A 12,480-nucleotide genomic window follows, 5' to 3' on the forward strand; every position below is an offset into this window, starting at 1 on the left:
TCATGCTGCTCTGGCTCGCTCATTATTTCCAGGACGACATTGGCCCACTGCGGGTCTTTAACTTCATCACATTCCGCGCCGTCTTTGCCACTCTGACGGCGATCCTGATTGGCCTGTGTGCCGGTCCCGCCGTGATCCGCATGCTCACGCGCATGAAGGTCGGCCAGGCCGTGCGTACGGATGGCCCGCAAACGCACCTGAAAAAGCACGGCACGCCCACCATGGGCGGTGTGCTGATCCTGATCGCCATCGGCATTTCCACCTTGCTGTGGGCCGACCTGTCGAACCGCTTCATCTGGCCGGTCTTGATCGTCACCCTGGGCTTTGGCGCCGTCGGCTGGGCCGACGACTACCGCAAGGTGGTGCACCAGGATCCGGAAGGCATGCGCTCGCGCGAAAAATACTTCTGGCAGTCGCTGATCGGCATCGTCGCCGCGTTTTACCTGGCGTTTTCCGTCTCCGTCTCGGAACCGGACGCGGGCCACGTGTGGAATCTGATCTACGCCTGGGTGCAGTCCGGCTTTGCCATGGACCTGCCACCCAAGGCCGACCTGATCGTCCCGTTCTTCAAGACCATCAGCTATCCGCTGGGCGTGTGGGGCTTCATTGCGCTGACCTATTGCGTCATCGTCGGCACCAGTAACGCCGTCAACTTCACGGACGGTCTCGATGGCCTGGCCATCATGCCGACCGTGATGGTGGGGACGGCGCTGGGCCTGTTCGCCTACCTGACGGGCAACGCCACGTATGCGCGCTACCTGTTCATCCCGCACATCCCTGGCGCCGGCGAACTGGTGATCTTCTGCGGCGCGCTGGCCGGTTCCGGCCTGGCCTTCCTCTGGTATAACACACACCCTGCGAAAGTGTTCATGGGCGACGTGGGCGCGCTGGCACTGGGCGGCGCACTGGGCACCATCGCTGTCATCGTGCGTCAGGAAATCGTCCTGTTCATCATGGGCGGCATCTTCGTCGTCGAAACGCTGTCCGTGATCATCCAGGTCGTCTGGTTCAAGTACACCAAGAAGCGCTATGGCGCTGGCCGCCGCGTCTTCCTGATGGCGCCATTGCATCACCATTTTGAACAAAAAGGCTGGAAGGAGACGCAGGTTGTCGTGCGTTTCTGGATCATCACCATGATGCTGGTGCTGCTCGGCCTGACCACCTTGAAGCTGCGCTGATGATGTACGACGCTAAAACCGCACTGGTACTGGGCCTCGGCGAATCGGGGCTGGCGATGGCCTTGTGGCTGGCCCGCAGCGGTGCTGCCGTACGCGTGGCCGATACGCGCGAGGCGCCTGAACGCCTGGCCGCGCTGCAGGCCGCCGTGCCGCAGGCGCAGTTCATCGCCGGCGCGTTCACGGCCGACCTGCTTGATGGCGTCGATTTCGTCGCCGTCAGCCCTGGCCTGGCGCCGGGCCGCGAACTGGCGCAGATTGCGCCTGCCGCTGCTGAAAAGAGTATCCCTGTGTGGGGCGAGATCGAACTGTTCGCGCAGGCCCTGGCCGCGCTCAAGGCTGAACGCGGTTATGCGCCGAAAGTCATCGCCATCACGGGCACGAATGGCAAGACGACTGTGACCAGCCTGGTGGGGCTGCTGTGCGAGCGCGCGGGCCTGGCCACGCGCGTGGCCGGCAATATCAGTCCGGCCGCGCTGGACGTGCTGCGCGAAGTGCTCGATGCCGAGCCTGCGCCGCAACCTGTCGCAGAAGCAGACGCCGAAGGCGAGGCAGCGGCGGAATCCGTCGTCAGTACCCTGCCGCAGGCGTGGATCCTCGAGCTGTCCAGCTTCCAGCTGCATACGACGTTCAGCCTGCAGGCCGATGCGGCCACGGTCTTGAACCTGTCGCAGGACCACCTGGACTGGCATGGCGACATGGTTGCCTATGCCGCTGACAAAGCGCGCATCTTCGGCGACCAGACCGTACGCATCCTGAACCGCGACGATGCGGCCGTGATGCGCATGGCCGATCCGCTGACCGAAACGATTACCTTCGGCACGGGCGAGCCGGCGGAAGCCGACAGCTTTGGCCTGGTCAATGAACGGGGCATCTTCTGGCTGGCGCAAGCGGTGCCCAGCGAAGAAGTGATCGAGAAAAAACGTAGAAAGAACGACCCGGCGCCGGAACCGGTGCCGACGACGGCGAAAAAACTGATGCCGGCTGATGCGCTGAAAATCCGTGGCCAGCACAATGCTTCGAATGCGCTGGCGGCGCTGGCCCTGTGCCGGGCTATTGGCCTGCCATTCGCTCCGCTGCTGCACGGCCTGCGCGAATACCAGGGCGAGCCGCACAGGGTGGAGCTGATCACGGCCGTGAATGAAGTCGAATACTACGACGACAGCAAGGGCACGAACGTGGGCGCCACCGTGGCGGCCTTGTTTGGGCTGGGCAAAGCCTTTGGCGGCGCGGAGCAGCGCCTGGTGCTGATCGCAGGCGGCGACGGCAAGGGCCAGGATTTCTCGCCGCTGGCTGAACCGGTCTCGCGCTACGTGCGTGCCGTGGTGCTGATCGGGCGCGACGCGCCAGCCTTGCGCGAGGCGCTCGAGCCGGCCGGCGTGGATATCATCGATTGCGCTACCTTGCCGGAAGCCGTACAGCGTGCCAGCAGCCTGGCGCTGGCCGGTGATTGCGTGCTGCTGTCGCCCGCATGTGCCAGTCTGGACATGTTCAAGAACTATGCGCACCGCGCGCAGGTGTTTGTCGACGCCGTGCGCGATATCGCCCTGGAAAACGGACAGGATATCTGATGGCCTTTCAACTGCCCTTCAGCTTCGGTTCCGGCTCGGCTGTCAAGCCGCTGGATGGCCGCGCGCGGCAGTCGAAGATGATGGAGTACGACCAGCCGCTGGTGTGGGTGGTCCTACTGCTCATGCTGTTGGGCATGGTGATGGTGTATTCGGCGTCGATTTCGCTGTCCGATGCGCGTAAATTTGCCGCCTATACGAACAATTATTTTGTCGTGCGCCAGGCGTTGTTCATCGGCGTGTCGGTCATTGCCGGCGCGCTGGTGTTCCGCATCCGCATCGCCACCTGGCAGAAGATGGCGCCGTGGCTGTTCATCGGCACCCTGGTGCTGCTGGTGATGGTGCTGATACCAGGTCTGGGCGTATCTGTCAACGGCGGCCGCCGCTGGCTGAACTTGCCTGGCCTGCGCCCGCAGCCGTCCGAGCTGATGAAAGTGGTGATGGTGCTGTACGCGGCCGACTACACGGTGCGCAAGCAGGAATACATGCACAAGCTGACCAAGGGCTTCATGCCGATGGCGCTGGCCGTCAGTTTTGTCGGCTTGCTGCTGCTGATGGAGCCCGACCTGGGGGCTTTCGGCGTGATCGTCTGCATCGCCATGGGCATTCTGTTCCTGGGCGGCGTCAACGCCATCTGGTTCGGCGGCATCGGCGCCATGCTGACGGCGATCTTTGTCACCATCATCGCCTTGTCTAAATTCCGCCGCGAGCGGTTTTTTGCGTATCTCGATCCTTGGCAGGAAGACAATGCGCTGAACAAGGCCTATCAGCTGACGCACTCGCTGATCGCCTTCGGCCGTGGTGAGCTGTTTGGCGTGGGTCTGGGCGGCAGCGTGGAAAAACTGCATTACCTGCCCGAAGCGCATACGGACTTTTTGCTGGCCGTGATCGGCGAGGAGCTGGGCCTGGTGGGCGTCTTGGTTGTGATCGGCATGTTCTACTGGATTATCAAGCGGGCGTTCGACATCGGCCGCCAGGCGATCGCCATCGACCAAACCTTTGCCGGGCTGACGGCGAAGGGCATCGCCATCTGGATCGGCGTGCAGACCTTCATCAACATGGGCGTGAACCTGGGCCTGCTGCCGACCAAGGGCCTGACTTTGCCTTTGATGAGTTATGGCGGCACGGGCGTACTGATTAATTGTATCGGCCTGGCGATTTTGCTGCGCATCGACTACGAAAACCGGATCCTGATGCGCGGAGGCCGGCTATGAACAACGCGACGAACTTGAAAACGAATAAACGACTGATGATCATGGCGGCCGGCACCGGCGGCCATATTTTCCCTGGCCTGGCGATTGCGCAGACGATGCGCGCGCGCGGCTGGGAAGTGAGCTGGCTGGGCACGACCCATGGCATGGAGCAGGAACTGGTGCCGAAAAGCGGCATTCCCATGGATGCCATTGCATTCTCCGGCATGCGCGGGAAGGGCCTGGGGCACACCATCCAGGGCGGCTTCAGGATGCTGGCCAGCTTCTTTGCCATCCGTCGTTTCATCGCCAGCCGCAAGCCGGACGTGGTGATGGGCATGGGCGGCTACGTCACCGTGCCGGGCGGCCTGATGGCGCGCCTGAAGGGCGTGCCGCTGGTGCTGGTCAATGCCGACGCGGCGCTGCTGTTGTCGAACAAGACCCTGGTGCCGCTGGCGCAGCAGGTGTGCTTCGGCTTTCCCGCCGATTTCGGCAGTGCCGCCGGCAAGGCCGTCGTCACGGGCAATCCCGTGCGCGCAGAGATCCTGGCCATGGCGCCGCCGGCGCCCCGTTTCGCGGGCCGCAGCGGCCCGTTGCGCGTCCTGGTGGTGGGCGGCAGCCTGGGCGCAAAAGCACTGAATGACAATCTGCCCGCCGCGCTGGCGCTGATGCCGGAGGGCGAACGTCCGCTGGTGACGCACCAGTCGGGCAAGAAGAATATCGACGCCCTGCACGCCGCGTATGCGCAGGCGGGCGTGCAGGCCAACGTGGTCGACTTCATCGACGACATGGCCAGGGCGTATACCGAGGCCGACCTGGTGATTTGCCGCGCAGGCGCGATCACCCTGTCGGAATTGACGGCGGCTGGTGTGGCCAGCGTGCTCGTGCCGCTGGTGGCGTCGACCACCAGCCACCAGCGCGACAACGCGCAATGGATGGAAAAACAAGGTGCGGCGATTCATCTGCCGCAGACGGAAATGAGTGCGGCGTCGCTGAGTGCACTGCTGGCATCGCTGAGTCGCGATACCTGCCAGCAGATGGCGCAGGCGGCACTGGCAGCAGGCAAGCGCGACGCCAATGAGGCGATCGCACACGTATTGGAAAAATTGGCATGAGGTTAGCTCTGTGAAGCATAAAGTAAACAATATCCACTTTGTCGGCATTGGCGGCAGCGGCATGAGCGGCATCGCCGAAGTGCTGGTCAACCTCGGCTACAAGGTGTCGGGCTCCGACCTGGGCAGCAATGCGGCGACGCAGCGCCTGGCGAGCCTGGGCGCGACCGTCATGCTCGGCCACGCGGCCGAGAACATCGGCGATGCCGATGCGGTAGTCACGTCTGGCGCCGTCCCGCAAGACAATCCGGAAGTGGCGGCCGCGCGCGCGCGCAAGATTCCGCTGGTGCCGCGCGCCGTGATGCTCGGTGAGTTGATGCGTTTGAAACGCGGCATCGCCATCGCCGGCACGCACGGCAAGACGACCACCACCAGCCTGGTCGCTTCCGTGCTGGCGCAGGGAGGTCTCGACCCGACTTTCGTCATCGGTGGACGCCTGACCAGCGCCGGAGCGAACGCCAAGCTCGGTTCTGGCGACTACCTGGTAGCCGAAGCCGACGAATCGGATGCCTCGTTCCTGAATCTGACCCCGATGATCGAAGTGATCACGAACATCGACGCCGACCACATGGACACCTACGAGCACGATTTCGAAAAGCTCAAGCAGGCCTTCGTGCAGTTCACGCACCGCTTGCCGTTCTATGGCCGTGCCATGCTGTGCATCGATGATCCGCACGTGCGCGCCATCATCCCGTTCGTGACCAAGCCCGTCACCACCTACGGTTTTGCGGAAGATGCGCAAGTGCGCGCCATCAACGCGCGCGCCGTGGGCCTGGAAATGCATTTCACGGTGCTGCAGGAAGGCTATCCCGACCTCGACGTGGTGCTGAACCAGCCCGGCATGCACAATGTGCAGAATGCCTGCTCGGCGATCGCCATCGCGCGCGAAATCGGTATTGCCGACAGCGCCACGCAGCAGGGCCTGGCCGAGTTTTCCGGCGTGGGCCGGCGTTTTACGCGCTACGGCGATGTGGCGTTGCCGAACGGCGGCAGCTTCGCTCTGGTGGACGATTTCGGCCACCATCCGGTGGAGACGGAAGTGACCCTGGCCGCCGCGCGCGCTGCCTATCCTGGCCGCCGCCTGGTGCTGGCTTTCCAGCCGCACCGCTACAGCCGCACGCGCGACCTGTTCGAGGATTTCGTCAAGGTGCTCGGTGCGCCCGACGTACTGCTCTTGTCCGAAGTGTATGCGGCGGGCGAGGCGCCTATCGTCGCCGCCGACGGCCGCGCACTGGCGCATGCGCTGCGCGCGCGGGGCAAGATCGAACCGATTTTCGTCGAGTCCATGACCGACATGGCCGATACCATCATGAGTGTGGCGCGCGATGGCGACGTCGTGCTGACCATGGGCGCGGGCTCGATCAGCGGCATCCCGCAACAACTGACAACGTATCAATCCAACACTGTAAAGGCCTGACGTGAACCAAGCTTCAGCTATCGACGTAAAACAATTGGGCAAGGTCGGCGTCCTGTTCGGCGGCCGCTCGGCCGAGCGCGAAGTGTCGCTGATGTCCGGCGCAGGCGTTCTGGCCGCACTGAAAAGCCATGGCGTGGATGCGCATGGCTTCGACACGGGCGAACGCAGCCTGGCCGAACTGGCCGCAGAAAAATTTGACCGCGTCTTCATCGCGCTGCACGGCCGCTTCGGCGAAGACGGCAGTCTGCAGGGCGCATTGGAACAGTTGGGCATTCCCTACACAGGCAGCGGCGTGATGGCCTGTTCGGTCGGCATGGACAAGGTTTACACCAAGATGATCTGGCTGATGCACCAGCTGCCGACGCCGAAGTATGCGGTGCTGGACGACAGCTCCGACCTGGCCAAGGTCGCCGCGGAACTGGGCTTGCCACTGATCGTCAAGCCGCCGCACGAAGGTTCAAGCATCGGTATCACGACCGTCAACGAGGCATCGGACTTCCAGGCCGCCTACGATATCGCTGCCGGCCTGGATGATTCGGTGCTGGCCGAGGAGTTCATCAAGGGCCGCGAATTCACCGTCGCGATCCTGGGCAAAGGCGCCACGGCGCGCGCGCTGCCGCCGATCGAAATCGTCGCTCCGCAAGGCAATTACGACTATCAGAACAAGTACTTCACGGACGATACGCAGTATTTCTGCCCGCCGCAGCTGGACCAGGCGATCGTGGCCGAGATGGAACGCATCGCCCTGGAAGCTTACCGCGCCCTCGGCTGCGAAGGCTGGGGACGTGTGGATGTGCTGATGCGCGCGGCCGACAGCAAGCTGTTCCTGCTGGAGGTGAATACCTCGCCGGGCATGACGGGGCACTCGCTCGTACCGATGGCGGCGCGCGCGGAAGGCACCAGCTATGAAGACCTGTGCCTGGAAATCGTTTCCGGCGCAAGCCTGAAAATGCACAAGGGACAGCGCTGATATGTGGCATGACGCTAAAAGCCTCAATACGACTGCCAACGGCTTGCTGGCCGCGGTACTGGTCGTGTGCGTGGCCGCCGGCGTCTGGTGGGTGTCGCAACGTCCCATGTTCGACCTGCGCACGATCAAGGTGGAAAGCGCGGACGACAAGGGCCTGCGCCATGTGAATTACCTGACACTGCGCAGCGGCACGCAGGGCCGCATCAAGGGAAATTTTTTCACGACCAACCTGGAAAGCGTGCGCGGCGTGTTTGAATCGGTGCCCTGGGTGCGCCGCGCCAGTGTGCGCCGCGAGTGGCCGAACCAGCTGATCGTGGCGCTGGAAGAACACGAGGCGCTGGGTACCTGGGGCGAGGATGGACGCCTGCTGTCGGTCAAGGGCGACGTGTTTACGGCCAATGTGGCCGAAGCTGAAGACGACCATGAATTGCCTGCTTTCGCCGGCCCCGATGGCAGCGAGAAGGAAGTGCTGGCCACCTACGTGCAGCTGGCAAAGTGGTTTGCGCCGTTGAAGATGGTGCCGGAAACCCTGTCGCTGTCGAGCCGCTATGCGTGGACGGTGAAACTGGATAACGGCATGAGCGTGGCGCTGGGACGCGAGCAGAATCATACGACACTGAAGGCGCGGGTCGAGCGGCTGGTGGGCATCTACCCGCAACTGGCGAGCCGGCTGGAAAATATCGACACGATCGATATGCGCTATCAGAATGGCCTGGCGCTCAGCTCCGCCGGCCTGGTAATACCGGCCGAAGGCAAGGGTGGCAGGCCGGCGCCAGCGATCAGGAAGAAAAATGGCAGTCCGATTAAAAAACCGACTTGACCGAATCATCAATTAATCAATTAATAGCCCAAAAAACTAGGCGAAAGAAATGACAAAAGACGCGAAAAACCTGATCGTCGGCCTCGACATCGGCACCTCGAAAGTGGTGGCGGTGGTAGCCGAAGTGATGTCCGACGGGCGCCACGAAGTGATCGGGCTGGGCCAGCACGAATCGAAGGGCCTGAAAAAAGGCGTGGTGGTCAATATCGAGGCCACGGTTGAGTCCATCCAGCGCGCGCTGGAAGAGGCCGAGCTGATGGCCGACTGCAAGATCCGCAATGTGTACGCGGGCATTGCGGGCAGCCATATCCGCAGCTTCAATTCCAGCGGCATGGTGGCCATCAAGGACAAGGAAGTAACGGCGACCGACGTGGCGCGCGTCATCGAGACGGCAAAAGCGGTTAACATTCCGACCGATCAGCAATTGCTGCACACGGTGCCGCAAGAGTTTATCGTCGATAGCCAGGAAGATGTGCGCGAGCCTATCGGCATGAGCGGCATTCGCCTGGAGGTGAAGGTGCATATCGTCACCGGTGCCGTGTCGGCGGTGCAGAACATCGTCAAGTGCGTGCGCCGCTGCGGCCTGGAAGTGTCGGACCTGATCCTGCAGCCGATGGCGTCCGCCGATGCGGTGCTCACCCCCGACGAGAAGGAACTGGGCGTGGTGCTGATCGATATCGGCGGCGGCACGACCGATGTGGCGGTATTTTCCGATGGCGCGATCCGCCATACGGCAGTCATTCCCATCGCCGGCGACCAGATCACCAACGACATCGCCATGGCCTTGCGCACCCCGACCGCGGAAGCGGAAGAAATCAAGATCCGCTATGGCGTGGCCAAGCAGGTCCTGGCCGATCCTGGCGAATCGCTGGAAGTGCCGGGCCTGGGCGACCGCGGACCGCGCAACCTGTCGCGCCAGGCGCTGGCGGCAGTGATCGAGCCACGCGTCGAAGAGCTGTTCGCCATGGTGCACCAGGTGGTGCGCGAATCCGGTTACGAAGGCGTGCTGTCATCGGGCATCGTGCTCACGGGCGGCACCTCCATCATGCCCGGCATGGTGGAAATGGCGGAAGACATCTTCCTGAAACCGGCGCGCCTGGGCACGCCAGAGTATCGGGGCCAGCTGGCCGACGTGGTGCGCAGTCCGCGCTATGCCACGGTATTGGGTCTGCTGCTGGAAGCGAAGAAGCAATACCTGCGCGGCCATATCGTGACGCGTCAGGACGGTTCGGTGAAGGCAGTCTGGCAGCGCATGAAAGAATGGTTTTTGGGAAATTTTTAAGGGCGTACTTCAGGCCCGGCAGGTCAGGTTTTTTGGCAGCAACGCAGGTACACACATAACTTTATTTTATATTTAACCGCAGTTTTCAATCTCCAGTTCTCCTACCAATATGAGGCCTGGCGCTTGGAAACCGCATCTGATAGGAGCACATCATGGAGTTCGATATGGTCGATAACACAGCTTTAGGTACCGTCATCAAGGTCGTCGGCGTCGGCGGTGCGGGTGGCAATGCAGTCCAACACATGATCAACAAAGGCATGTCGGGAGTGGAGTTCATTGCCGCCAACACCGATGCACAGGCCCTGTCGACATCGAAGGCCGACAACATCATCCAGATCGGCGATACCGGTCTGGGCGCCGGCATGAAGCCTGCTGTCGGCCGCCAGCTGGCTGAAGAATCGCGCGCACGCATTGCCGATTCGCTGCGCGGCGCGCACATGGTCTTCATCGCCGCCGGCATGGGCGGCGGCACGGGCACGGGCGCCGCTCCTATCGTGGCCGAAGTGGCCAAGGAACTGGGCGCGCTGACGGTGGCCGTGGTCTCCAAGCCATTCTCGTACGAAGGCCAGAAGTGCATGGACATCGCTGACGAAGGTCTGGAGCAGCTGTCCCTGCACGTCGATTCGCTGATCATCATCCTCAATGAAAAACTGGAAGAGATCTACGAAGACGAAAGCATGCTGGAGTGGATGCAGCACGCCGATGATGTGCTCAACAACGCGGTGGCCGGCATCGCCGAGATCATCAACGTACCTGGCCATATCAACGTCGACTTCAACGACGTGAAAACCATCATGGGCGAGCAGGGCAAGGCCATGATGGGCACGGCAACGGCTTCCGGCGTCGACCGCGCGCGCATCGCCGCCGAACAGGCTGTCGCTTCGCCACTGCTGGACGGCATTGATCTCTCTGGCGCGCGTGGCGTGCTGGTCAACGTCACGGCCAGCCGTGGCCTGAAAGGTAAAGAGATCAAGGAAGTCATGGCTGCCGTGCGCGCGTTTGCCGCGCCGGACGCGTCGATCGCGCAAGGTATCGCCTACGACGACGCCATGGGTGACGACATCCGCGTTACCGTGGTGGCCACGGGCCTGGGCCGCGCGAAGAAAAACATCCAGCTGGTACCGCAGCAAGTGCTGCGCACCGGCACCCACAACAGCCCGCTGACCCCGTCGGCTGCCATGGGTAGCGCGCAAGCGGCGACGACGACGGTTGGCGTGGCCACGCCGGCAGCCGGTTTCGACGGCATGAAGGCGCCGGCAGTATGGCGCCGCGAATCGGCTTCCGAGCAGGTGCGCGCGATGGAAAAGAATGGCATGGAAACCTACGATATTCCAGCGTTCCTGCGCAAGCAAGCAGATTAAGGTGATCTGATGTCAGTAACGATGACGGCGGCCTGAGGGCCGCCGTTTTTTTTTGCCGTTTGTTGACTTTTGACTTTGCCTTTCCGCCCACTTTCTGCACAAATACGGCAAGTCAGGCATACTATCGCGCAGTGTCGGCATCATGCCGGCAGCATCCTCAACCGACAGTACACAAGGAGTCAACATGACCATCAAGATCGGCGACACCCTGCCAGAAGGCACCCTGGCCGAATTCATCGAAAGCGAAACCGAAGGTTGCGCACTGGGCCCGAACACGTTCAACGTGCAAGACCTGGTCAAGGGCAAGAAGATCGCCATCTTCGGCCTGCCCGGCGCCTACACCCCGACCTGCTCCGCACAGCACGTGCCCGGCTACGTGCAGCACGCTGCCGACCTGAAAGCGGCGGGCGTCGATGAAATCTGGTGCATCTCCGTCAACGACGCTTTCGTGATGGGCGCCTGGGGCCGCGACCAGAAAGCCACCGGCGTCGTGCGCATGATGGCTGACGGCAATGCCGCCTACAGCAAGGCCCTGGGCCTGGACGCCGATTTTTCCAAGTACGGCATGGGCACGCGCTCGCAGCGCTACTCGATGCTGGTCGACAATGGCGTCGTGACGCAATTGAACATCGAGCAAGGCGGCAAGTTTGAAGTGTCGAATGCGGAAACCTTGCTGGGCCAGCTGGCTTAAGCGTTGTTCGCAGCATGAAAAAACGGCGCCTTGGGCGCCGTTTTTACGTTTACTGCACCGACGGTTTCGTTGCCTCGAACATGGCCGCGTCGATGCTGAACGAATAGTCGTCCTGCAGCGCAAAATATCTTCTGGCTTCCTCGGGCGCGCCATCGAACAGGTTGCGGATGGCCGCCACGCGCTCGGTCGGCGTGCGCATGCGCGCCACCCACTCGTCGAACTGCATGGTCAGCTTCCATACGCTGCGCAAGCTGTGCGTGAAACCGGCGCTGTCGAACTTGGCGCCCCATTCGCAGGTGCGGTAGTCGCGCACGTGCGAGGCGTCGCGCAGCATTTCCACCGCCTGCAAGGTGCTGTCGTACAGGGCCGTCTTCGGCGCCACGATATCGACCACCAGCAAGGTGCCGTTCGGGCGCAGCACGCGCCACGCTTCGGCCAAGGCTCCCGCCACGTCGTTCCAGTGATGGGCGGAGAAGCGCGTCACCACCATGTCGAAGCTGGCGTCGGCAAACGGCAGCCGGGCCACGTCGCCCTGCTGCGTGCTGATGTTATGCAGCCCGCGCTGCGCCCTGGCGTGGTCCACCACGTCGAGCATGGGCTGCGCCAGGTCGTAGGCGACGACCGATTGCGCCACGGGAGCGACGGCGAAGCTGGCATGGCCGGCGCCGCAGCCCAGATCCAGCACGGCCGGCCTGCCATGGCGGCGCGCGCATTCCTGCATCAGCACCAGGTCGGCCCCTTGCGCGTGGACCGCGCTGCTCAGGTAGGCATTGGCCGTCTTGCCAAACTGTTCGGTAACGACATCGTGCTGCTGCATGGTGTTCTCCTGTTGATGGGTGAGTTCCTGCAGAATAGGGATAAAATTATCCTGTAACAAGACCATAACTTATACTG

11 protein-coding genes are annotated in these 12,480 nt (G+C 62.6%); 10 read left to right on the plus strand and 1 reads right to left on the minus strand.

Annotated elements, in window-relative coordinates; genetic code table 11:
• The first annotated feature begins 2 nt into the window (after positions 1-2).
• The 10 genes from mraY (at position 3) to AC07VI_RS20320 (ending at position 11,586) form a co-directional block, all read left to right on the plus strand.
• The gene (gene mraY / locus AC07VI_RS20275) at positions 3-1,178 is read left to right on the plus strand and encodes a phospho-N-acetylmuramoyl-pentapeptide-transferase (protein ID WP_034748886.1); all 1,176 of its coding nucleotides are present in this window, start codon (positions 3-5) and stop codon (positions 1,176-1,178) included.
• A complete protein-coding gene (gene murD, locus AC07VI_RS20280) occupies positions 1,178-2,746 on the plus strand; it encodes a UDP-N-acetylmuramoyl-L-alanine--D-glutamate ligase (RefSeq protein ID WP_492992557.1) in 1,569 nt (522 codons plus the stop codon). Before mraY ends, murD begins: the two co-directional genes overlap by 1 nt.
• Positions 2,746-3,957, plus strand: coding sequence for a putative lipid II flippase FtsW (ftsW, locus tag AC07VI_RS20285; RefSeq protein ID WP_086145311.1), 1,212 nt, complete (start codon positions 2,746-2,748; stop codon positions 3,955-3,957). Before murD ends, ftsW begins: the two co-directional genes overlap by 1 nt.
• Positions 3,954-5,048, plus strand: coding sequence for an undecaprenyldiphospho-muramoylpentapeptide beta-N-acetylglucosaminyltransferase (gene murG / locus AC07VI_RS20290; protein WP_086145312.1), 1,095 nt, complete (start codon positions 3,954-3,956; stop codon positions 5,046-5,048). The genes ftsW and murG overlap by 4 nt, the downstream gene beginning before the upstream one ends.
• 10 nt (positions 5,049-5,058) lie before the next feature.
• Positions 5,059-6,462 (plus strand): UDP-N-acetylmuramate--L-alanine ligase, encoded by a 1,404-nt coding sequence (murC, locus tag AC07VI_RS20295; protein ID WP_086145313.1) that lies wholly within the window; start codon positions 5,059-5,061, stop codon positions 6,460-6,462.
• 1 nt (position 6,463) lies between these two features.
• The gene (locus AC07VI_RS20300) at positions 6,464-7,432 is read left to right on the plus strand and encodes a D-alanine--D-alanine ligase (protein ID WP_086145314.1); all 969 of its coding nucleotides are present in this window, start codon (positions 6,464-6,466) and stop codon (positions 7,430-7,432) included.
• A gap of 1 nt (position 7,433) precedes the next feature.
• Positions 7,434-8,252 carry a cell division protein FtsQ/DivIB gene (locus tag AC07VI_RS20305; RefSeq protein WP_492992560.1) on the plus strand — a complete coding sequence of 273 codons (819 nt, stop codon included), beginning with the start codon at positions 7,434-7,436 and terminating at the stop codon, positions 8,250-8,252.
• A gap of 49 nt (positions 8,253-8,301) precedes the next feature.
• Positions 8,302-9,534, plus strand: coding sequence for a cell division protein FtsA (ftsA, locus tag AC07VI_RS20310; protein ID WP_010394955.1), 1,233 nt, complete (start codon positions 8,302-8,304; stop codon positions 9,532-9,534).
• A gap of 152 nt (positions 9,535-9,686) precedes the next feature.
• Positions 9,687-10,895 carry a cell division protein FtsZ gene (gene ftsZ, locus AC07VI_RS20315; protein ID WP_086145317.1) on the plus strand — a complete coding sequence of 403 codons (1,209 nt, stop codon included), beginning with the start codon at positions 9,687-9,689 and terminating at the stop codon, positions 10,893-10,895.
• A 184-nt stretch (positions 10,896-11,079) separates the two neighbouring features.
• Positions 11,080-11,586: a peroxiredoxin gene (locus AC07VI_RS20320; RefSeq protein WP_086145318.1), complete on the plus strand. Its 507-nt coding sequence runs from the start codon at positions 11,080-11,082 to the stop codon at positions 11,584-11,586.
• Between the two features lie 49 nt (positions 11,587-11,635).
• Here AC07VI_RS20320 and AC07VI_RS20325 read toward each other — a convergent pair whose 3' ends face one another.
• On the minus strand, positions 11,636-12,403 hold the full coding sequence (locus AC07VI_RS20325; RefSeq protein ID WP_086145319.1) for a class I SAM-dependent methyltransferase: 768 nt from the start codon (positions 12,401-12,403) through the stop codon (positions 11,636-11,638).
• Positions 12,404-12,480: the final 77 nt, after the last annotated feature.

This window comes from Janthinobacterium sp. GW821-FHT03A03 (assembly GCF_059421435.1).